The 23,683-nt window shown below is 41.1% G+C and carries 18 protein-coding genes and 1 pseudogene; 17 read left to right on the top strand and 2 right to left on the bottom strand.

What is annotated here, in order from left to right:
• The first annotated feature begins 11 nt into the window (after positions 1–11).
• The 6 genes and pseudogenes from AC21OG_RS09045 (at position 12) to AC21OG_RS09070 (ending at position 5,092) form a co-directional block, all read left to right on the top strand.
• Complete coding sequence (locus AC21OG_RS09045) at positions 12–602, top strand: YhgN family NAAT transporter (RefSeq protein ID WP_487377875.1); 591 nt, start codon at positions 12–14, stop codon at positions 600–602.
• A gap of 496 nt (positions 603–1,098) precedes the next feature.
• A complete protein-coding gene (locus AC21OG_RS09050; RefSeq protein ID WP_487377874.1) occupies positions 1,099–2,592 on the top strand; it encodes a cytochrome ubiquinol oxidase subunit I in 1,494 nt (497 codons plus the stop codon).
• Positions 2,592–3,608, top strand: coding sequence for a cytochrome d ubiquinol oxidase subunit II (cydB, locus tag AC21OG_RS09055; protein ID WP_487377873.1), 1,017 nt, complete (start codon positions 2,592–2,594; stop codon positions 3,606–3,608). Before AC21OG_RS09050 ends, cydB begins: the two co-directional genes overlap by 1 nt.
• 345 nt (positions 3,609–3,953) lie before the next feature.
• A complete protein-coding gene (locus tag AC21OG_RS09060; protein WP_487377872.1) occupies positions 3,954–4,115 on the top strand; it encodes a hypothetical protein in 162 nt (53 codons plus the stop codon).
• Between the two features lie 43 nt (positions 4,116–4,158).
• Positions 4,159–4,299: pseudogene (locus tag AC21OG_RS09065) on the top strand (RtcB family protein); the annotation flags it as partial.
• A gap of 508 nt (positions 4,300–4,807) precedes the next feature.
• Positions 4,808–5,092, top strand: coding sequence for a hypothetical protein (locus AC21OG_RS09070; RefSeq protein WP_487377871.1), 285 nt, complete (start codon positions 4,808–4,810; stop codon positions 5,090–5,092).
• A gap of 174 nt (positions 5,093–5,266) precedes the next feature.
• Here the strand turns inward: AC21OG_RS09070 and AC21OG_RS09075 are convergent, their stop codons facing one another.
• Positions 5,267–5,767 (bottom strand): arsenate reductase ArsC, encoded by a 501-nt coding sequence (locus AC21OG_RS09075; RefSeq protein WP_487377870.1) that lies wholly within the window; start codon positions 5,765–5,767, stop codon positions 5,267–5,269.
• 337 nt (positions 5,768–6,104) lie between these two features.
• On the opposite strand from AC21OG_RS09075, the gene ppnP reads away from it, so the two are divergent.
• From ppnP to AC21OG_RS09090, 3 genes are all read left to right on the top strand, one after another.
• The gene (gene ppnP / locus AC21OG_RS09080) at positions 6,105–6,389 is read left to right on the top strand and encodes a pyrimidine/purine nucleoside phosphorylase (protein WP_487377869.1); all 285 of its coding nucleotides are present in this window, start codon (positions 6,105–6,107) and stop codon (positions 6,387–6,389) included.
• Positions 6,390–6,852: 463 nt separating this feature from the next.
• Entirely contained in the window at positions 6,853–8,568 is a 1,716-nt protein-coding gene (locus AC21OG_RS09085; protein WP_487377868.1) for an AMP-binding protein, read from the top strand.
• Between the two features lie 84 nt (positions 8,569–8,652).
• Complete coding sequence (locus AC21OG_RS09090; RefSeq protein ID WP_487377867.1) at positions 8,653–9,429, top strand: SDR family NAD(P)-dependent oxidoreductase; 777 nt, start codon at positions 8,653–8,655, stop codon at positions 9,427–9,429.
• Between the two features lie 132 nt (positions 9,430–9,561).
• Here the strand turns inward: AC21OG_RS09090 and AC21OG_RS09095 are convergent, their stop codons facing one another.
• The gene (locus tag AC21OG_RS09095) at positions 9,562–11,832 is read right to left on the bottom strand and encodes a beta-propeller domain-containing protein (protein ID WP_487377866.1); all 2,271 of its coding nucleotides are present in this window, start codon (positions 11,830–11,832) and stop codon (positions 9,562–9,564) included.
• Between the two features lie 235 nt (positions 11,833–12,067).
• On the opposite strand from AC21OG_RS09095, the gene AC21OG_RS09100 reads away from it, so the two are divergent.
• The 8 genes from AC21OG_RS09100 to AC21OG_RS09135 all read left to right on the top strand — a co-directional run bounded on the left by AC21OG_RS09100 (position 12,068) and on the right by AC21OG_RS09135 (position 23,643).
• A complete protein-coding gene (locus tag AC21OG_RS09100) occupies positions 12,068–13,180 on the top strand; it encodes a DNA topoisomerase IB (protein WP_487377865.1) in 1,113 nt (370 codons plus the stop codon).
• A 207-nt stretch (positions 13,181–13,387) separates the two neighbouring features.
• Positions 13,388–15,157: a cardiolipin synthase gene (locus tag AC21OG_RS09105; protein WP_487377864.1), complete on the top strand. Its 1,770-nt coding sequence runs from the start codon at positions 13,388–13,390 to the stop codon at positions 15,155–15,157.
• A 318-nt stretch (positions 15,158–15,475) separates the two neighbouring features.
• On the top strand, positions 15,476–17,317 hold the full coding sequence (locus tag AC21OG_RS09110; RefSeq protein ID WP_487377863.1) for a 3-deoxy-D-manno-octulosonic acid transferase: 1,842 nt from the start codon (positions 15,476–15,478) through the stop codon (positions 17,315–17,317).
• On the top strand, positions 17,314–18,027 hold the full coding sequence (locus tag AC21OG_RS09115) for a 16S rRNA (uracil(1498)-N(3))-methyltransferase (protein ID WP_487377862.1): 714 nt from the start codon (positions 17,314–17,316) through the stop codon (positions 18,025–18,027). The genes AC21OG_RS09110 and AC21OG_RS09115 overlap by 4 nt, the downstream gene beginning before the upstream one ends.
• Positions 18,028–18,084: 57 nt before the next feature.
• Complete coding sequence (locus tag AC21OG_RS09120; protein ID WP_487377861.1) at positions 18,085–19,227, top strand: extracellular solute-binding protein; 1,143 nt, start codon at positions 18,085–18,087, stop codon at positions 19,225–19,227.
• Between the two features lie 150 nt (positions 19,228–19,377).
• Positions 19,378–20,535, top strand: coding sequence for an extracellular solute-binding protein (locus AC21OG_RS09125; protein WP_487377860.1), 1,158 nt, complete (start codon positions 19,378–19,380; stop codon positions 20,533–20,535).
• Positions 20,536–20,649: 114 nt separating this feature from the next.
• The gene (locus AC21OG_RS09130; protein WP_486546718.1) at positions 20,650–22,248 is read left to right on the top strand and encodes an ABC transporter permease; all 1,599 of its coding nucleotides are present in this window, start codon (positions 20,650–20,652) and stop codon (positions 22,246–22,248) included.
• Positions 22,249–22,419: 171 nt separating this feature from the next.
• Positions 22,420–23,643: an ABC transporter ATP-binding protein gene (locus tag AC21OG_RS09135; protein ID WP_487377859.1), complete on the top strand. Its 1,224-nt coding sequence runs from the start codon at positions 22,420–22,422 to the stop codon at positions 23,641–23,643.
• The last annotated feature ends 40 nt before the right edge of the window (positions 23,644–23,683 follow it).

Raw genomic sequence — 23,683 nt, forward strand, 5'->3', positions numbered from 1 at the left:
GGCAATCACTGATGGAAATATTCGCAACTGCACTCACTTTGTTTTTAATTATGGACCCTTTGGGTAATATTCCAATATTCTTGTCCGTATTGGACAAAGTGTCTGAAGAGCGACGTCGCTATATTATTATTAGAGAATTGCTTATTGCACTTGGTTTAATGGTCTTGTTCTTATTTGCAGGGGGGAGTATTCTGCATACACTTGACCTAACGACAGAAGCTGTCGCTATCGGTGGGGGTCTGGTGATGATGATTATCGCTATCCGAATGATTTTTCCCAATCGGGGCGGGGTAATGAGCGATGAGGAAGATGAAGAGGGAGAGCCGTTTATTGTACCTTTGGCCATTCCTCTGATTGCAGGTCCCTCAATTTTAGCAACGCTAATTTTATTGACAGAAAAAAATCCAGAAAGCATACTCAAAGCGTTAATGGCTTTGATACTGGCTTGGTTAGTGTCCTCCATTATTCTGCTATCATCGACGAAGTTATACCAACTATTAGGTCACCGCGGTTTAAAAGCTATTGAACGCTTAATGGGGATGATTCTGATCTCAATTTCAGTGCAAATGCTGTTAAATGGGTTTACCTCGTATTTAACCTAACCATGATTAAAGTGACCGTTATAAAGTGACCGTTGCTTTAGATATTTAGCTCATCAAATTAGTAGTTCATAGCGTAGCAGTCCATAGGATAGTTAGGCGATGAAGGTTAAGTCGGTTAATACGATGAGCTGTAGACTCACCAGTTTGCTTACCATTTTTACAGGCTTATGTCTAATAAAGTTTTAAACGTTTGAGTTTGCAATTTAGTAACGAGTCTACAACCGATATCCAATATCTTAAATGCACCTATTGTTATATCCTATTTCATTAAATAATGACTCAGTGTCATATCATATTATTATTAAACCCTCTATCCCTTCAACTGTATTTATAGTTCATTTATCTAGCGGTCAGCATACCTCTATCGGCTTGACTGAATGACCGACCGAATGAGCGATTGAATAAGGGTAAAGAATCAATAGTAGGTTGATATCCATTCTATTGCACATTTTATTTCACTTTTATTTGCAACTTATTTTGCACAACGGTGATAACCATGTTCTCTTTTTTAACAGAGTTAGACCCCATCCTTCTTGCACGCATTCAGTTTGCGTTTGTGGTGTCCTTCCATATTGTATTTCCAGCATTTAGTATCGGGCTTGCCAGTTGGCTTGCGGTGCTTGAATTTCGTTGGTTAAAAACGGGAAATCCCGTTTATGCGGAAGTCTACAAGCATTGGTCAAAGATATTTGCCGTCGTATTTGGTATGGGCGTAGTATCAGGCATTGTCATGTCTTACCAGTTTGGTACCAACTGGGCAGTATTTTCTGACAAAACGGGTAATGTGTTAGGGCCTTTATTGGCTTATGAAGTACTGACCGCCTTTTTCCTAGAAGCCTCGTTTTTAGGCATCATGCTATTTGGTTGGGGCCGGGTTAGTAAAAAAATGCACGTTGCAGCCACCACTATTGTCGCGATAGGGACTTGGATATCTGGCTTTTGGATTCTGTCAGCGAACAGCTTTATGCAAACCCCTCAAGGCTATTCGATCGGTGCTAATGGCTTGCTATATCCAGAAAATTGGATGCAGATTATCTTTAACCCTTCGTTTCCCTTCCGTTATGCGCACATGATGACTGCCGCATTTTTAACCACCGCGTTTGTGGTCGGCGGTATAGGCGCTTATTATCTGCAATCTAAAAAGCATGCCAAGCATCGCTCACACGGCAAAGTCATGCTGGGTATGGCGATGATCATGGCAGCAGTGGTAGCACCAATACAAGCGTTTATCGGTGATGAGCACGGTTTAAATACCTTAGAGCATCAGCCAGCTAAAGTGGCAGCGATGGAGGGTATTTGGGAGGATGAGCGCGGGGCAGCACTGCGTCTGTTTGCGATTCCTAATCAAGAAACTCAAAGCAATGATTATGAGATAGCCATTCCTTATGTGTCTGGGCTTATCCTAACCCATTCGCTTGATGGCGAGGTGAAAGGGCTCAAAAACTGGGCACGTGAGGATCAGCCCGTGGTGATTATCGTGTTCTGGGCATTTCGCATCATGGTTGGCATCGGTTTACTCATGATTATTGTTGGCATCATGAGTGCGTATAACTACTATAAAAAACGCCACTTTGATACTGATAATAAACTGTTTCATTATGCGTGGATGGCGATGACCCCACTTGGCTTTATTGCCTTGCTGGCGGGTTGGTTTGTGACCGAAACAGGACGCCAACCTTACACCGTGTATGGGGTGCTACGTACTGCTGATAGCGCATCGCCTTTGATAAGTTCGCAAATTGCCACTACCTTGGTTGGGTTTATTGTTGTGTATACCTTTATTTTTGGGTCGGCTACCATATATATCCTACGCCTAATTGCTAAAGGGCCACAGCCTTTTGAAGAGGTGGATGATGACAACTTCTTTGAGCACTCTGTTACTGAAGGTCAAGGTCGCTCGTTGAGTGGTGATAGCAATCCAGAGGCCAATGTGAAAGAGTCCGAGGATTTATCTACCCCTTCTGATGATTCTGAAAAAGGATTACGCTAATGATGAATTTTGGTGATGTACTTGATTTGCCACTCATTTGGGGTGGCCTTATTGCTCTGGCTGTCTTTGTGTATGTATTGTTAGATGGCTTCGATCTAGGCTGTGGCATCCTCTTTCCCTTTGCCGGCTCTGATAAAAACCGCAGCCGTATAATGAATTCAATCGCACCGTTTTGGGATGGTAATGAGACATGGTTAGTGCTGGGCGGCGGTGGTTTATTTGCCGCGTTTCCAGCCGCGTATGGCATCATTATGACCGGACTATACTTGCCGGTTACCTTTATGCTATTTGGTCTAATATTGCGCGGGGTAGCCTTTGAATTTCGCTTTAAAGCGGAGCAGCGTCGTTATATCTGGGATATCTGCTTCCATATCGGCTCGGTGGTGGCTGCTTTTATGCAAGGGGTTATGCTGGCGGCTTTAGTTCAAGGATTAGAAGTAAAAGATAGATTGTTTGCGGGTGGTCAATTTGATTGGTTAACCCCATTTGCCTTTGTTTGCGGTATTGCTGTCATTATTGGCTATGCACTTCTAGGCGCTACTTGGATGATTATTAAGTCTGAAGATAAACTACAGGATTGGGCGCGAAAAGTAGCGTATTGGTTGCTGATTGCCCTAATGGCTGCCATGGCAGTCGTTACTGTCTTTATGTACTTTTTGGATGTTGAAGCGACCTCGCATTGGTTTAATTTCCCAACCTTGTTGTATCTAGCGCCTATTCCGCTTATTGCCATTGCTTTGTTTTTCTTTATGCGTAAAGACTTGCATGGTGAGCGTGAATATCGTCCGTTTCTATTAACCATATTATTATTTTTGATGGGTTACATTGGTATTTGTTCCGCTGTTTTTCCTTACATCGTGCCTTATGCGATGACCATGCATGAAGCCGCAGCAGCAGATACGTCATTGTCATTTATGCTCATTGGTGCGGCCATTATGCTGCCTATTATCTTAAGTTATACCGCGTATGGTTATTATGTATTTAAAGGTAAAAGCTCGCACGAGCATATGTATTAACGGTCTAGGGTCTGTTGAATATTCAAATATTAGGACTGCTGATAGCTAAAATTGTTCCAAACTAGGCGTAAACTGACGATAATGTCTAGACCTTAGCTAGGTTTATAACAACGTTTGGAGCAATTTTAGCATCAGCCCTGCGGGGCAGGGCAGTTTTTTGTCAATATATTGCGAAATTTTTTAACTTAGAATGACTAAGCGTCAAAAATTTCCCTGCATATTGCCTAAAAAACAGCCTCTGCCAGTTCCACATTTGAATGTTCAACAGACCCTAATATTAGAGCTTAATTTAAAATCGTTATAGGCTCTAATCAGTTTGCAAAGCCATTTAAGGAGGTTAATCCTATGAGTCAGATCAATAGAAACCAGCCTTCTAAACCGCATAAAACCAAACCAAAGCTCACTAAGAAACAATCTCAGTGGGCATGGTTTGTTGGGTTATATTTGGCTGGATTGCTTACTATCCTGACCATTGCTAAGTTAATAAAGTGGGCAATGGGTATTTAGATTTTGAATATTTGAAGAGTGTAAAACATTTTTAAGTTGTGGAGGGGTAGAGTGGCGTAAAGACATGAGCTTAATTGTCTAAATTCCCGGCGCATACAAAGACATCGACGAGGTTATAGACAACCAAATAGACTTAGTTGGAGTAGTACATACCCTAAAACAAGTATTGTACATCAAGGGATAAACAGCATGAAGGTGTAAACTGTATGGCATAAAGAGCAAAAGCAGGGCCTCAACATCTGGAATATTGACGCCCTACCAAATATGCCTCTTCATGCGCCTTGTTTCTTTACGCAGTGTCGCGCGCCTCGTCCCTCGGCAAACGCTCAGATTTGAGGCTTAATTAGGCTATATAAGCAGTACAATTTGTTATGCGCGTTGTAGCGTGCGGTGTAGCGAAGCGAAACCCACGGCCTAAGCTTCGGCTATTATGATAAAAGCAACATGATAGGTAATGAATAATACTGACTAGACATAATATTGACTAAACATGAAGGAGACTAAACATGAAGGAGACTAAACATGAAGGAGACTAAACATGAAGGTGACTAAAAATGTTATCTAATTCTGCCACAAATTTAGTAGGACTTACCTTTTACGCTAAAAAATCATACGCATAGTACGCGTATAAATACTGAAAAATAGAGAGTTAACGTAAGTCCTAAAATAAGAACTAATTTTAGGAATACACAATGAGCTTAAAACAAACCCTTAAGCAGGCCAAACAGATTGAAAGAGCCGTCAATCAGCGTCGTAGCAGCTGTAATGGCACTGAGAATGCAGACCATCGCAACAATAACGACATCAATCTAAGTGCCGCAAAGCAAGCCGTAAAACCACGTAATCATCTCGTGTTCAATCCACTGTTAAAAAAAGGTGGGGTGCATGAAAAAGATAACGTTGAAGCGGTACGCAAAAAGAAACGCCGAGAGACGAAGCAGACGCTACGTAAGATAGATTGGTTATCAGAGATTTAAATGATTCTCAAACTATGTCAATTTACGCTTACGTGGTGACTATTGAATAGCTCTTGGTTAATCGAGCTTGGTTAATAGCCCTTAGTTACTTAATCGATCTTGGTTACTCTTAAACAATACCGATGCTTAGCTAAAATGAGCATCGGTATTTTTATGGGGAAATTATATTTAAGCTTATGGTCTCGCTGGCGGATTATCTATTAAATCCCGTAACTTCTCATCAGACAACATGATAAATAGCGTCAGACGCTGAGTCAGTTCTAGTTCGACTCGTTTTAATTCTTCGTGTTCAGTATGATCATCAAGATGATGTTCACTTGGATCATCAAAATGCCAGTGAGCTGTCACGCTGCCCTTAGGTAATTCATGCCAAATATTTATTTCCGCTTCTTCTTTAATGTCCGTGGTCAACGTGATCACAAAATCCAAATAGGGGGCATCGTCATCCAAGAATACGCTGTAATGCTTAGGTTTAAGCGTTTCAGTTGAAAATCCAGCTTCTTCAAGTATCTCTAATGCGATAGGATTGGCAGTTTCAGCAGGATGAGTGCCTGCGCTATAGGCCTCAAAACGCCCTTCACCGAGATGGTTTAGAATGGTTTCAGCCATTAAACTACGAGCAGAGTTTTCTTTACAGACAAATAACACAGTATAAATAGGTTTAGACTCAGACACAGAGCTCTCCAAAGGTTTAATTAGGCTAAAAAGGTGCTATATAAATGGGGCAATACTCTAATTATCAGATTCATAAATATCTCGTTTATAAATATCACATTCATAAATATCTCGTTTATAAATATCTCATTCATAAATATCTTATTCATAAATAACACAATAGAGGAGATGTTTTAAAAGCTATCAAATTTAAGATACATTATATCTTTTGAGTACGCTTAGTCGTCAGTATAATAGAATGTCTACTGAGATAATGTGAATTTATCTTTAAATTTAATAAAATTAAATAACTCCTAATCTTTCAAAACTTTCTCAAACCAACCTAAGGATATTATCCATGCCAAGCGTTAATCAATATTTTGACAATAAAGTAACCTCTATCGCCTTTCAAACGGCGACAAAACCTGCCACAGTAGGCGTAATGGAAATCGGCGAGTATGAATTCGGCACTAGTGAGTTTGAAACCATGACTGTGGTGTGTGGAGCATTAACGGTTAAGTTACCCGGTGCCGATGACTTCAAAACCTATGATGCTGGTCAAAGCTTTACGATTGAGGCCAATCAAAAGTTTCAAGTAAAAGTAGACGTTGAAACGGCTTACCTATGTACTTATGGCAAGTAGCTATCAGATAAACTGATTGAGTTCATCCTATCAATTTTAGGCTTGATTCTACGATTAGATTTAAATAGCCTAAGCAACAGCAGTGATAGTTTTTCTATTACTGCTTTTTTAGTTTTAGGGGGACGGTTTTCATTGAATACCAAATCTAAATATTAACCAAACAAGGAAGACTAGTCCTATAGCAATAAAACAAACGCAACATATAAATAGTTTCACCAAGACTGATAAAAATAGATTATTCAGTCGAATAGGTGGTTTTATAGGATAGCCATCATAAGTGATACAATTTGTATTGAATAAGTGAGTAAAATCGGGTATTAATAGAAGGGTTAAAAAATACAGGCTAAACAGTAAAGCAAAATAAGCAAAGCTAAATAAGAGACGTTAAACGGAATAAACGCCTCATTTAAATTAACATACGACATTCTCACTCATCTATGCACAAGCTAAAGGAATAGCGCTCATGCCAAACATATACACCGACACAACTAAGCATACTACCCATTCTAAAGAGTCCGTCAATACAGACGCCGTCAATCAAAGCTATGCAGATTTTTATCAAAATTTCGATCGAGAGGCTCTACTGAAAGATATCTTTCAGGATAATCCACAAGATCGTCTCAATGCCTATATGGCGTGTTGCGGGCGTCATGTGCGACAAGGACTTGGCGATAAAGTAGCCTTAGTACATGAAGATACCCATCGTGTGGTGACCAAGCTGACCTTTAATGATTTGGATCAACGAAGTGCTCAAGTCGCTACTATGCTAAAAGAGTATGGCGTTACCAAAGGCGATAGAGTCGCCACCATGCTACCACGCACCCCTGAGCTATTGATTATCGTATTAGCGGCTTGGCGAATTGGCGCCATTTACCAACCATTATTTACCGCTTTTGGTGTCGAGTCGATTGCTTATCGTCTGGATAAAGCACATACCAAAGTGGTCTTTACTAATATGGACAATCGTCATAAATTCAATGACATAGATAACTTACCGAAGATGGTGTTGGTCGCCAAACAGCAAAGTGGGGCAGGTCATGACTATGAGGATGCAAACTTTAGCGAGGCATTTAAGCAAGGTGAGCCTATAGATGCAGAATCTGTAAAACCAGTGACTTTGTCAGCGGACGATCCTTTTTTACAGATGTTTACCTCAGGCACAGTGGGCAAGTCAAAAGGGGTGAGTGTGCCGCTTAACGCCTTATCGGCATTTTATTTATATATGCGCTATGCCATAGATTTACGAGACAGTGATCACTTCTGGAATATGGCCGATCCCGGTTGGGCTTATGGTTTGTATTACGGTATTACCGGTCCTTTATTAATGGGGATCACCACTTATTTTAATGAATCAGGGTTTGATGCCCAAAATACGCTCGATTTCTTAACCCGTCACAAGATAACCAATCTTGCCTCCTCTCCAACAGCGTATCGTATGATGAAATCCAGCGGTCTGTTTGAAGGCGTAGCTGACCGATTGTCGCTGCGAGTTGCCAATTCTGCTGGCGAGACGTTAAATACAGAGGTAGTGGGCTGGATAAATGATAATCTCGGCTGTCCAGTCTATGACCAATATGGACAAACTGAGACTGGCATGACTTGTTGTATGCACCATGCTCTAGAACACGTAACCCCAACAGGATCCATGGGGTTGCCATTACCGGGTCATCAGCTAATAGTGCTCGATAATGACTTTCAACCTGTGGCAGATGGGGTGCAAGGACAGTTGGCTATTGTGGTTAGTCAGTCGCCTGCCTTCTACTTTAAGGGTTATAGTTGGGATGAAAAACAAGCGTTTGTTGAAGATTATTATCTCACGGGAGACATGGTAGAGCGCCATGAAGATGGTACGTTTTGGTTTGCTGGACGTGATGATGATATTATTATTAGTGCAGGATACCGTATTGGACCGACTGAGGTTGAAAACTGTGTGATGGAACATGAAGCTGTTGCAGAGTCAGCTGCGGTGGCAGTGCCTGATGAGATGAGAGGTCAGGTTATTAAGTCGTTTGTGGTATTGAAGGATGGTGTCAACGGTAGTGAAGAGCTAGTAGAGCAGATTAAGGCTTTGGTCCATCAACGAGTATCTGCGCATGCGTATCCACGTTATATTGAGTTTGTAAAGCATCTTCCGAAAACACCTAGTGGTAAAATACAACGTTTTTTATTGCGTCAATGAAGCGAATAATGTTTATAATAAAAAACAAAGCGGTCAATGATTGGCAGCATAAATGATAAACCAAATCAACAAGAGGATTTTTATATGAAAATAGAATCAAACACATTTATCGTTACCGGTGGTGCATCAGGACTTGGTGAAGCGACGACGAGGGAATTGGTGAAGCGTGGCGCAAATGTCATCATTGCTGACTTAAATGAAGAAACGGGTCAAGCATTAGCAAAAGAGCTTGGTGACACTGTACGTTTTGTGCGTTGTGATGTGACCAGCGGTGAGCAAGTACAAGAAGCTGTAGACACTGCTGAAAAAGAGTTTGGTAGCTTATCAGGTAGTGTTAACTGTGCCGGTATCGCCATCGTACAAAAGCTACTTGATCGTGATAACAACCCTGCCGATCTTGATAAGTTCAATAAGGGCATTCAAGTGAACTTAGTCGGTAGCTTCAATGTGGCGCGTCTTGTGGCGTCTAGTATTGCTAAACGCGTTAAAGAAGAAGGGGGTCCAAATAATAAAGATCAGGGTATTATTATAAATACAGCTTCTATTGCAGCTTTTGATGGTCAGGTGGGACAGGGCAGCTATGGCTCTTCAAAAGCAGGGGTTGTTGGTCTTATGCTACCCTTAGCCCGTGAGCTGACCCGTCATGGCATCCGTGTGATGACAATTGCGCCGGGTGTGTTTGCGACTCCAATGATGTCACAAATTCCAGAGCCTGCTCGTAAAGAACTTGAAGCCAGTGTGCCTTATCCAAAGCGTCTGGGTGAGCCTGCTGAGTTTGCTAATCTGGCAGCACATATTATTGAAAATGCGTATCTAAACGCAGATACGATCCGTTTAGATGGCGCGATTCGTATGACCTAATTAAGCAGGGGGGTATTAATACCCTCCATAGCCTTTATTAGGATACATTAAAGATTATAAAAGCTGTCGTCACTATATAGGTGACGACAGCTTTTTTTGTCTTTTGCTATTGTTCACTGACTTTATTAGGGATTATGGTTTGCCCCATTGATAGGCATTAATTTCGCCATCATCGGTGGTGTAAAATACGTCGTTGCCATCTATTAATGCTCTAAAGCGAGGTTGCTGATAAATATTGGCTTGCATCTTTTGTCCATCACGGCGATATCGGTGCAAAAACTCAGCGGTGTTTGGATTAACTTCATACTCTAACGCTTTAGTTTGTGTGCTGTAATGAGGCTGTCCATCCTGATAAAGAAGGTCGTCAAGGGTTTGGATGTAGGGGATGGTGACCTTAAAGATGCCTTTATCAAATACGGTTGATAAGGCTTTATTGTCAGTATCTACCAATAGTTTAAAGTCAGGCTGAAAATCACCATCTTTTATGGGTACAGTGTCTTGAGCCACTATTTTGGGTACGTCGGTAACATCAAATAAAGTGGTCTGTATGCCATTGGGCTGTGCACGCTCATTGACAGTATAGCCAATACCCATTAAATAATCGTCATTTACTCTATGTAAGTAGGCCGAATAGCCAGGCATTTCAAGTTCGCCAACCATTTTTGGGTGGTAGGCATCAGACAGGTCAATTTTATAAAGAGGATCTGCATTTTTAAACGTTACGATATAACCTTGATTTCCCATAAAACGAACCCCTTTAATTCGTTCCTGAGGTTTGCCAATGGATTGAGGATTGTCTTGATTGGGTAAGGTGGCAAGTTTGACCAGCTCTAAGCGGTCATCAGACTCTTTTAGTGTGTGAAGCATATTTATAATGTCGTTTTGGCCATCTTGGGTTTGAGCAGTGGTGGCAACCCTCAATATGCCTTTGTACTCATTCATACTAAAGCTTGGGACGTCAAGGTTAATAACCCCCTCCACTCGGCCAGATCCGGCGTAGGTAAGGCGGTCCCCTTTAATACCAAACTTATGGATAGTAGATTTTTGTATCGGAGCAGAGGGTGTGGTTGAAGAAGCGGTATCCGCTATCTCTATGGACTCGTTATTGAATGTTTCAATAAAATAAGAGGGGTCAATATCAGCTTTTGCAAAATACATTGCTTCATCGCTCATATAAAAGCCATTTGTATCGCTGACCACACAAGTGGTTTGCTGATTATTGCCACTGAGATCGATGTTATGAATCAAGGTCAGTTGAATTTCAGACTGTAAAAAAGGACTAATACCTTCCTCGAAAGGCGGTACATAGCAGTCATCAGGGTCTATGGGTTTGCCATTGACATCTTTTGGCATACGCTTCAATAACTCATCTTCGGTCAGTCTGTATTCTGCTTGGCATTGGGTGATAGAGTCCTCTGGGTTCTGTTTCCATTTTTTAATACGGTTTTTTTGAGATAGATGACTATCGCACTCGATAGAGTCTGCTGAATTAATAGTGCTTTGGGTGACGACAAATAAATTGTCCTTTACCTTACGCGCTTGCTTATAACCACCTTCTAGCTCATAAGTATCCGTCAACTTAGGGGATTTAATATCGGTTATATTATAGCTATTAATCCTAATAGGGTTTGATGAGTTATCATTAAAAGAGTGTCTTTGATAGCTATTGCTTTGATCAAACTCAGGTAAACTTAAGGTATAAAGCTTATTTGCAGTGAGAAATAAGCCTTCAAAATAGGTGTGATCGGGAAATGAGATACTACTCACAAGATGCTTTGAGAGAGTGTCGTTGCCCGCACCTTCGGAGAGGGGTTTGCTTATAGCGTTCTGAGCAAGTTTAGATTTGTCATATATGCGTAAATCATTATCTTTGTCAGTGGTTTCAGTATTATTGCCTTTATTACCATACAAAAAAATGTATTGGGCATTTTGTTTGACAAAATCAGCCTCATCAACGTCTTTTTCAATAAGATTGGTTTGAGAAAACTCGGTGTTAGTAGCCATCACGTCATTAACCGTTTCAGAAGCATCTGCGGCTACGGCACTTTCTACACCCATCACTGGTACCGCATCATAAGAGATATAATAGGGATTAAGGTCTTTAATATAGCGTTCTATGACGGCATCATTTGCACGATTGATGGTGTCTAATAAGAGATGAGTCTCTTTTTTAAGAGAATATTCAGTGGGTTTTTTAGGTTTCTCAATGGGCTCAATGTTATGAGTATTAAGTGTACTTGAATTGGACGATCCCAGTATTTGCGATATAGAGGTAGTATTTGCCGTTACTGTGGTTGAGGCTGAAGGGCTTGAGTTAGAAGCTGTATTAGAACAGCCGACAGTGACTAAGCAGCCTAATCCGGAGGCAACATATAAGGGTAACGTATTCTTTAGAAAAGACATTATTTATAATTCCATATATATAAAAATAGTATTAAATTAATATTAACATATAAAAAGGTCTAAATTGTGGGGTTGTTAGTGCTACCGTAAATAATCATAATTTTATGGCATATCAGGGCAAGCAATGGTTATAATCGGAACTTGCAATCTAGGGTAATCGTTGTATTTTAATAGCATTTTATTGCCTTATAATTTTAGGTCACACTATTTCTCAGCAGTGCATTTAGGATGTGTCATGAGTAACTCAAAACAAACCCCCTCTCAAGCACAAAAATATCAAGATACCCAGGACGATGTTCGTCACGATTATGAGGCACTTGCTAAAAGTGCCAAGCTACGTTATGTCAGTGATGACGAGCCTGGTTATTCACGCAAACGCTGGGGAAAAGGCTTTAGCTATAAAGATGCGTTAGGCAATACGGTAAAGGATAAAAAGTTAAAGGCGCGTTTTGACTCATTGGCTATTCCGCCCATGTGGTCTGAGGTATGGATATGCCAATATGCCAATGGTCATTTGCAGTGTACAGGGCGAGATGAGAAAGGTCGAAAGCAGTATTTATACCATGAGCTTTGGAATCAAGCCCGTGAAGTGGCAAAGTTTGATGCCATGATCGGCTTTGGTAAAAAGCTGCCAAAATTAAGAGCCCAGATCGAAAAAGACCTTGATTCGAAGCATCTAAGCCGAGATCATGTGTTGGCAGCTGTGGTTAAATTGTTAGAAATAACCCTTATTCGTATTGGTAATGATCGCTATGCTAAGCAAAATAAGAGCTATGGTTTAAGTACATTGCGCAGTAAGCATGTGAGTGAAACAGATGAAGGCTTAGCGTTTGACTTCGTCGGAAAAAGTGCTAAGGAGCATCATATCGAGCTGCAAGATGAGCGTTTAATTGAAATAGTACAGGCCTGCTCAGAGCTACCCGGCTACCGAATTTTTAAATATTTTGATCACAATGGCGATAAACAAGTGGTTGAAAGCCAAGACATCAATGAGTATTTAAGAGCGCATACAGGCGAAGAATATAGCGCTAAAGATTTTAGAACGTGGATGGCGTCGGTGCTAGCCGCCGAGTACTTATATGAGCAGGCGAGCGAAGAGGTGTTATCTAGTGCAGCAAATAGTAAACAACGCCAGCAATTGGTCGTCAATATGGTCAAAGCGGTGGCAGAAAATCTAGGCAATACGCCGAGCGTCTGCCGTGCTTCCTATATTCATCCTAAAATAATCGAGAGTTTTCTTGAAGGCGAGTTTTGTGATCGTTATCAAGCAGGTCGTCGTGGCCGTACACAAAAGTTTCAACAGCCCAGTGAAAAAGCCTTGTTAGGTTTTTTAACGGCAGAAGATTAACAGAAGACTAGTAGAAAACTAAGAGTGACGATGGGTTATTTTATTGAGCGTTGTCGTTATTGGTTATTCAGTCATCTAAAATATCTATACTTTAATCGATACTTTAATCGATGCGTGCACCTTTTAAGCTTTAAGCCTTAAGTTGTTTAACCCCAAAACTTTAAATCATTTAACCCCTAAATCCTTGAGCCATGACGTTATGAGATTATGACCGCCCTAGCTGTTGTCCTTGTTGCCAGTGTTTCAGACTCACCTTTCATGCAAACGCTTGAGGGTAAGTTGTCATGGTTAGACAGTGTGTCAGCTGGGGATTGGGCATGGGTGGGGGTTACGGTTCATGTGATCTTGACGGTATTTATGATTGTGCGTATTTTGTCCACGCAGCGTAATACCGGCATTGCAATCGCTTGGTTGGTTCTTTTATTTGCCATTCCATTTTTTAGTATAGTGGCCTATATATTAGTCGGTGAACCCTATTTGGGTAAAAGTTATAAAACCCGTAATTCTGAAGCACAAAAGCTATTAAGAAGCGTTGCAGAGCGGGAGGCGATTCAGTTAGCTAAAGTTGACGATAGATTGCCAGTGCATTATCAAGGGGTTAGTCGTATTGGGACTTATGATACCGGCTTTGGGGTATATGATAGTCATAGAATGCAGCTATTGACCTCTGCTCAAAGCACATTTGATGCGCTTATTGAAGACATTTCAAACGCCACTTCATTGATATTGATGGAGTTTTATATTATTTACCCTAAAGGGCGGGTGCAAGAGGTGTTTCGTGCTTTGATGGAGGCCGCTAACAGAGGGGTTGAATGTCAGATATTAGCAGATAGTGTGGGCAGCTTTAGCTTTTTTACGGACGATTGGCACGAGAGGCTGACACAGGCTGGGGTGAGCATTCATCAATCGTTACCGGTCGGCTTATTCAAAACGCTGTTTCAGCGTACAGACTTGCGGAATCATCGTAAAATAGTGGTCATAGACGATGACATAGGCTATACCGGTAGTTTTAATTTAGTCGATCCTGAGTTTTTTAAACAAGACAAAGCAGTCGGTCAGTGGATTGACCTTATTATGCGGATTCAAAGCGATAAGCAAGTCAGTGTGGTCACTGCTTTGGCGGCTGTTAATGTCACCGACATAGGGGCAGAAAGCTCTCGCAATCTAAAGGAGCTAGGCATACTTATAGATGATAGTATTAATACATATACTCGTAAGTTGTATCGACCAAAGCCGAAATTAAACGATGTGAATGACAAGCCAACAGGCTATCTTGCCAGACAAATTTCTTCTTTTAGTTTAAGTGATGAATATGGGCACGATTTCAAGCCGGGCTTTAAGAAGGTATCGGTAGAGGCTGAAGATGATCAAATCTGTATGGCAAAAGATCGTTACATGCCCCCTATTGCGCAGATGCCAGTAGTTGAAAATGTGATGGCTCAATTGATCCCCTCTGCACCGCGCATTACTGACCATGTTATTTATAATACCTTATTGACAGTATTTCATCGAGCAAATCGCCGAATCCAAATCACAACGCCATATTTTGTACCCGATGAAGCGCTGTTGGCAGCACTTACTACTGCGGCAAAACGCGGTATTGATGTGACAATTATACTGCCGAAAAAAGTAGATTCATTTTTGGTACAACATGCCTCGCAAGCATCCTATACGATTTTGATGGAAGCGGGAGTAAAAATTGCCCTATTTAAAGGTGGGTTACTACATGCTAAAACGGTCGTTATTGATGATGATTATTGCTTATTTGGTACGGTCAATATGGACATGCGCAGTTTTTATCTCAATATGGAGATTAGCTTGGCGTTGTACACCCCCGCAATAGTTGAGCAAATTAGTGCGTGTCAAGCGGCTTATCTGTCACAGTGTGAGCTGCTAGATTTAACACAATGGAATCGTCGACCCAATTATAAAAAGCTCTTTGATTCAGGCTTTCGTTTATTTAGCCCGTTATTATAATGTCTATCAGGGTGGTCACCTTTATTCATTAATGATTATCCGTTAAGTGTTATTCATCATTAAGTTTTATCCAATAACTACTGAACATTAATTAATCATAGGACTTTAGAAAATATCGGCCTATAAATGTTGTACCCTGTAGCTGCAACAAATTCTAATTCTGCCTAAATTCTTAATTGGCAATGACATTCAACACGCTTCCCCTTTATTTCATATCATTCAATAAATGGCAAAACTATTTTAAAGAGGTGAAATGCGGTAGAATAGGATATTTTTTATTTCCGTATTCTATTTTAACAAGGTGCAAATAGGTTGACCATGCCAGATAAAAACACGACCAATACATCTGAATCAACCTATGTATTACTGTCTGATATACCAAAACCATCTCATGGTTTTAAACCGCCTTGGTATTATAGACTCGCTATTAAGGTATTGAAGCCCTTGTACAGAGTGGCATTATGGCGCCGGCATAAAAAAGCCAAAAAGTTAGGATTACCTATCGCAGATTATAAGCAAGAAATAGATGTCAGGTTTGGCCGTGAATATCCTGATTCTCCGGAGCTACCCGCCGCGAAACTCTCATTAATAGAAGACAATCCTTTCAAAGACAGCACGATATGGTGTCATGCCGTATCCTTAGGTGAGACCAATACTATTGCACCCATGCTTACCAACATGCTAGAACAGGGGGCTAAGATTTGGCTGACCAATACCACGCAAACAGGGTATGCTCGTGCCGAAAAGTTATTTACTAACGTCATCTCATCGAAGCAAATGGTGCATACTTTTGTGCCGGTGGATGACAAAGAGGTTATTGAGAAATTCATAAGCCATGTTCAACCAGATTTAGCCATGTTTGTTGAAACTGAATTATGGGCCAATAGCTTAGCCGTTCTGAGTGGCAAAGATATTCCATCTGTATTGGTCAATGCTCGGCTATCGCAAAAATCTTTTGAAGGCTATGCCAAATATGAAGCCATCAGTAAAAGTATGATGCACAATATTACGATGATTATCGCTCAAGATGCAGACTCAGCCATACGTTTTCGTCGTCTTGGCACTGATGTCCCCAAGATTCGCCGTGCTGACTCTTTAAAGTGGTCTACCAGTCCCATTAACATAAGCAACTCATCAACAAGCGAGCGCACCAAACACTTAGACGCAATAAAGACTAAATTTTGCACTCAAGCAGAGGTGCTAAATCGGCCAGTTTGGGTGGCGGGTAGCACTCATGAAGGAGAGGAGCGTTTACTGCTACAGGCCCACAAGCACTTGATTGACATATCCGGTCTGACGGATACCTTACTCATTATCGTACCGCGCCATCCTGAACGCTTCGATGCTGTTGCTCAATTGATTGATCAGTCTGGGTTGTCTTACCAGCGACGCAGTCTCGGACAGCTAATAGAACCGGCTACCCAAGTATATTTAGCAGATACCATGGGCGAGCTGATTGACTGTTACGAGTTGGCAGACGTGACCTTTGTTGGTGGGTCTTTAGTCAATATTGGGGGGCATAATCCCGTTGAAGCCGCAAGTTTGGCGAAGCCTATTATCATGGGAGTCTATACTCAGTCTTGTCAGGAGCTTGTCACGGCGTTAGAAGAGGTCGGTGCACTGAAAGTCGTTGAGAGCTCTCAAGACTTACCAAGTAAAAACAAGACTAATAAAGATAAGACTAATAAAGATAAGACTAATAAAGATAAGACTAATAAAGATAAGACTAATAAAGACAAGAGAGCCATTAAACGATTAAACAATGATGTAGATTCATCTTCCAACAGTCTTACTAAGGCGATTGAGTTTTGGCTTAGATACCCTGATATTGCTCAGCAGGCAGGTAAGCAAGGCAAAAGTCTTGTGGCCGAGAAAAGCAGTGCGATGCAAAAGCAAATGGAGATGGTTGAGGCTTTGTTGTTAGATCATTTAAGACCACAAACAATAAATGATCCAAAATTAGAAGAAGTAGATCTTGATCATTTCAAAGTTCGCTCATATGCTAATGATTCTCATAGTAGCGTTAAGTTTAATAACCCGTTAACGCTCGATGCGAAAGAAAACAACCTAAATAAAAAGTCTGATAACTCTTTTGACAGTAACAGCTCTTTTGACAGTGACAGCTCTTATAGCAGGGAAGATAAAGGCAACTTACCGTGAATATAGTATTACTAGATGAGTCTGCGGCAACACAAGACAAAGTAATGCTATCAAAGCTTTCTCAAATTCAACATATCCAAAACGTATTGGGATTAGGCGTCGGTGATACGTTAAAAGTTGGTAGCATAAATGGTAAGGTCGGCACGGCTCGTATTTCGGACGTTCAGGTGGATAAGATTGAGCTTTCAGAGTTAGACTTAAATCACCCTGCGCCAGACAAGTTGAATTTAACGGTAGTGTTAGCTCTGCCTAGACCCAAAGTATTGCGTCGTTTAATTATAGATATGACGGCAATTGGGGTGCGTCACATTGTGTTAGTCAATAGCTATCGAAGCGATAAGAGCTATTGGCAAAGTCCCATGCTAAATCGAATCGACGAGTTTATCCTAGAAGGCTTGCAACAATCTATTGATACGGTACCGCCATTAGTCACTCTAAAAAAACGCTTTAAGCCTTATGTGCAAGATGAGCTAAGTCTGCTCGTTACACATCAAAAGGCTGTGGTTGCTCATCCTTACGCACAGCTATCTTTCTCACAGTTTACAGACAATCATGGATTACCAAGCATTCTTTGTATCGGCGCCGAAGGGGGATGGATTGACTATGAAATCGATTTGTTATCCAGTATTGGCTGTCAAGCGGTTCATCTTGGCAATAGGATTTTGCGTACTGAAGCTGCCGTCAATGTATTATGCGGACGGTATATATAGCAGGAACCTCTTAATTAGTATCATCAATAGCTAATCTCAAATATTTAGGTTAAACCAATGCAAGATAATGCCGATTTAAACTCTAAATTTATGGTCAAAATCATCGCTACTTTATGGTTAGTGTGTCTGAGTTTAACCGCGTGCTCTGATGACGTTAAACACAAAGAAGTCGTATCAGGTGAGTCAATAACGCTTCATGAAAGCGTACAAGTGGGTACGGATTTAGACGTTTCAATGTTAAATGCCATTAGCCAAGCTTATAAGGATGAAACGGGCATTAAAGTAGAGTGGATACCCATAAAACCAGAACTATTTAGTATTGATGACAATGAGGAGGCATCACCTCAAGCTGAAATAACGTTGCCCACAGGGCTTGATATGCTTTTAATGCACAGCGCTTATACCCTTGATGATGCTAAAAGAAGACATATACTCCAGCCTGTAGGCTCCGAGATATTAGCAACTTCAGTGCCTCTACAGTATCAAGATATAGAGGGTTATTGGTTCGGCGTGGGCATGTATGCACGTACGTTGATTTATAATAAAAATAAGGTCAATGAGGCGGAGCTGATCAATTATGCAGGTTTAGCGGATGATAAGTGGTATGGCCGGTTGTGTATGACAGATATTTATACACCTGAAAATCAGGCGATCGCCAAAATAATGCTGGCTTACCGAGGTAGTAAAATAACACCTGACGTATTAAGAAACTGGCAAAGAAATATGGGCAGTCCTTCAGCCAGCAATGAAGCCATTATTACTAAAATTGAACAAGGACAATGCGATGTCGGTATTGTCGATAGCGATATGTACTGGCATTATGCCAAGCAACATCCGCGGACGTCAATTCGTATGATGTGGGCCAATCAGATTAACAGAGGTGCTATTACGAATGTGATAAGTGCTGGTCTGCTTGACGCAGGCGAAGATGTCGGAAATGCATTAAGATTTATCGAGTGGTTAGCTAGTGATGAAGGACAAGCCTTACTGGCATTTAACACCAGTACCTTTCCAGTAGTGACGATCAAAGATAACCGTGTCAATATTTCTGCGATTCGACCTCAGTGGTCGATATTTGATGCAGACGCCACGCCATTATCAGATATTATTACTAATCGCACAGTCATAGAACCAAGTAGAGATCAGGTTATTAATCCGCGACAAGCGGTACAATCTCAAAGCAATCAAAGAGATGAATAGGGTCATGTGAATGTTAAGGATGTGTTTAATTGGTATTGATAATTATTATTATTTGTATTAAGATGCGTATTACTGTTAAGTATTATAGTTTTGTAACCTTCAAAAACCTAGTACTTAATCCATTTACGCTTAACTCTTACTGAGGGATATATGGCTTCAACAATTTTATTTAATAATGGAAATTCAATCACAAAAAAGCTGACTTTATTAAGTACAACCCTAGCGACCGCATTAGCACTAACAGCGTGTAATAATTCTACTGAGACAACAGAAGCCGATAGCACTGTAGCCACTGATGCTCAAACCACTGATGCTAAAGCGACTGACTCTGAAGCTACTAAAGCAACGCCAAATTCCAATGCTCAGCCAGTAACCATATACTCTTCTCGTAATGAGCAGCTTATCAAACCTCTTTTAGATGAGTTCACTGCCGAAACTGGTATACCAGTAGAGTTGGTCACCGATAAATCTGGTCCGTTAATCGCAAGATTAGAAGCTGAAAGCACCAACACACCTGCTGATATGTTGTTAACTGTTGATGCTGGTAACTTATGGCAAGCCGGCGAGCAAGGTCTACTTCAGCCGCTGAATTCAGAAGTCGTTAATACGAATGTGCCTTCAAAGTATCGCTCAGCCAAAGACTTGTGGACTGGATTGTCACTACGTGCGCGTACCATTTTTTATGATCCTGCAAAAGTTGAACCCTCGGATCTGTCAACTTATGCAGACCTAGCCGATCCTAAATGGAAAGGTAAATTATGTCTACGTACGTCTAAAAAAGTATATAATCAGTCTCTGGTTGCCAGTATGATTGAGCATTATGGTCCTGAAAAGACTGAAGAAATTGTAAAAGGATGGGTTGCTAACCTTGCCGCCCCAGTCTTTAGTAATGATACCAAACTGCTTGAAGCCATTGCTTCAGGACAGTGCGAAGTAGGGATTGCGAACAGCTATTACTATGGTCGTATTCTAGATGAAAATCCTGACTTTCCCGTTAAAATCTTTTGGGCAAATCAAGGGGAAGGTACTGACGCTACAGGAACACATGTCAATGTATCTGGTGCAGGTATTATTAAAAATTCGGACAATGTAGAGGGCGCACGCAAACTTATAGAATGGTTGTCCTCTGATACGGCGCAGGGTCAATATGCCAGCAGCGATAAAGAGTACCCGGTTAAAGAAGGTATTGATGAATCTGAAATGCTACGGTCATGGGGTTCCTTTAAACAAGACGATATCAATGTCAGCATATTTGGACAACGTCAAGCGGAAGCCGTACAGTTAATGGATCGTGCGGGTTACGAATAAATTTTGAGTACGCATAACTTAATTTTAGTGCCAGTTCATAAAAATTAGTGAATATTACCATAGCCTTATGATCCATTTTTTATACCATTTCCTATCGCTTAGCAATAGGGCATTATGAAATATCATTACTCTAAATCTTCTTTAGTAGCGAAATCAGTCTTTGTGCTGATTTCGCTATTTATGTTAATACCTATTATTATCGTCATGCGCTCTTGGCTTGAGCCTATGGCAGATATTTGGGGACATTTATTAGATTATGTCCTTCCTTCGGTATTAAAAAATACAGCCCTCATTCTTATTTTAGTTACTGTTATTGCAGGTAGTCTTGGTACTTACTTGGCGTGGTTGACGAGTATGTATCGGTTTACCGGACAAACGTTTTTTGTCTGGGCCCTAATGTTGCCATTTGCTATACCGGCTTATGTCTTAGCCTTTGTGAGTGTTGGCCTGTTTGATTATAGTGGGGTCATACAATCAAGCCTTCGTGATCTGGGTATAAACGGATCATTTACTCAAATTCGAAGTGTTTGGGGCGCAGGCTTAATTTTATCTTTAGTTTTTTATCCATATGTTTATCTATTAGCTCGTCAAGCTTTCTTATCTCAAGGAAGGCGGGCACTTGAAGCCGGTCAAATGCTGGGTCTGACTCGCCAGCGAGCTTTTTTTAAGGTGGCGTTACCACAAGCGATGCCATGGATAGTGGGCGGCTTACTACTCACATGGATGGAGACCTTAGCAGACTTTGGGGCAGTATCTGTCTTTAATTTAGACACCTTTACGACGGCTATATATAAAGCGTGGTTTGGATTTTTTAGTCTAACAACGGCTGCTCAATTGGCGGCGTTATTAATAGTCACTGTTTTAGTTATTTTATTGTTAGAGCGTTACTGGCAAAATAAACGCAGTTATCTGCCTAGTGAGGGCAACCGTCAACGTGAAGACTTGAAAGGACTGAGTAATCTATGGGCATTTTTGTTTTGCGGGTTTATATTTACGTTAGCCTTTTTATTACCTATGATTCAGTTAATCCTTTGGGTTATTGACAATTATAAAATAGATCTAGACAGTCGTTACTGGGAGTTTGTGACAAATACTCTAGTAATTGCGAGCTCTACGGCTGTGGTTATTGGTTTCATAACCCTACTGATGGCATGGTTGTTGCGTCAGTTTCCCAGTCGTGGCAATCAACTATTGGTCTCTTTATCGAATCTAGGGTATGCCGTGCCAGGTACGGTGCTGGCCGTCGGGGTATTTATTCCGATTGCATGGATGGACAATACCTTAATCGCTAACCAAATCACGACCTCACAAGTCTTAAGTGGTAGTGTGCTCGTGATGTTGGCCGCGCTAGCCACTCGATTTTTGACCGTTGGTTTTCAGCCTATTGATCGGCAATTGAATCGTTTAACGCCCAGTCAAGAGCAGGCAGCTCAACTACTAACGACCAATCGTTGGCAACGATGGCGAGAGGTTTATTTACCGGTGATCAGTCCTGGGGTCTTTACTGCTTTGATAATGGTATTTGTCGAAGTGACCAAGGAGATGCCGATAACCTTGATGACCCGTCGGCAAGGCTGGGATACGTTAGCCGTTCGAGTGTTCGAAATGACGTCAGAGGGTATGTATGAACGCGCCGCATTACCAAGTTTAACGATTGTACTGGTCGGTTTAATACCTGTTATTTTATTAATTCGACAGTCGGACAAAAGCTAATACCTTGTATTAACAACCTATAATCAATTCTTATTCCCTTTGATAAGTCACATATTATCTAAAATTTACCTAACGTGAGCTTAAGAATACAAGGTTTTAAGAGTTTATTATTTTAATCCGTCTATTTTATGAAAGTGATAAAATAGCCTAAGCGTTAAACGGTGGAGCGACATGCAACCCAATCAAAACCAACAAACATTCGAATCTACACCTCAAATTTCCAATAAGCACTCAAACCCTAATGTGGCCTACCTTACATTAGAGAATATCAGTGTTAGTTTTGGCAGTACTGAGGTGGTTAAATCCTTGTCGATGACACTTGAACAAGGTGAAATAGGGTGCTTGTTAGGATTTAGTGGCTGCGGCAAAACAACGGCACTGCGGGCAATTGCAGGACTTGAACATCCAGTGCAAGGTAGCATCTTTTTAAACGGAAAGGTCTTGACCGAGGTGACATCTGGCAAAATTAATAAACAAGTAGTACCTGCCAAACGCGACATGGGAATGGTCTTTCAGGACTATGCTTTGTTTACTCATTTAACCGTCAGTGAAAATATTGGATTTGGTCTCAATCGTTGGTCTAAGTCCGAAAAAGTGGCACGGGTAAAAGAAATGCTTGAACTGGTTGAGCTCACCGGTCATGCTGATAAAAAAATTAACCAACTGTCAGGTGGTCAACAGCAGCGTGTGGCATTAGCTCGTGCATTGGCGCCAAAACCTGACTTACTACTGTTAGATGAGCCATTTTCAAATTTAGATATGATGCTTCGAGAGTCCTTAGCGGCTAAAGTTCGTGCCATCTTAAAACGTACCCATACGACCGCAATTTTGGTCACTCATGATCAACATGAGGCTTTTGCAATTGCAGATAAAATTGGCGTGATGTATAAAGGCAGGCTTGAACAATGGGCGATGCCAGATGTGCTATATCATGAGCCAAACAGTCCTTTTGTGGCGGAGTTTATCGGTGAAGGGGCAATGATTGATGGCGTCATTGACCAAGGCGTTATTAAAACAGCTTTGGGTGACATCAAGCGTAGACCAGAGCCTATTCATGCAGATCAACATCAAGTTGATGGTGAGAACGCGTTTAGTCAAGGCGAAGTATGTGCGTATGACTTCCCGAATGGGACCAAAATTAAAGTATTAATACGTCCAGATGATATTATCCATGATGATCATAGTTCGCAAAAAGCTTTAGTGGTTGAGCGTGTATTTCGAGGGGCCAACTTTCTGTATCGGCTACGACTAGACAATGGAGAAGAGGTACTGTCGCTGATCTCAAGTCATCATGATCATCCTATAGGATCTTCGATAGGGTTTCGACCACTCATGGCGCATGTGGTGCTATTCCAAGGTGATGATTTAGACGTGACGACTTGGCAGCGTATCTAGGCCTATTTTCTTAATCTCGATGTTTAATACGGTTACTTAA

The sequence above is a fragment of the Psychrobacter sp. CX5 genome (genome assembly GCF_057621535.2).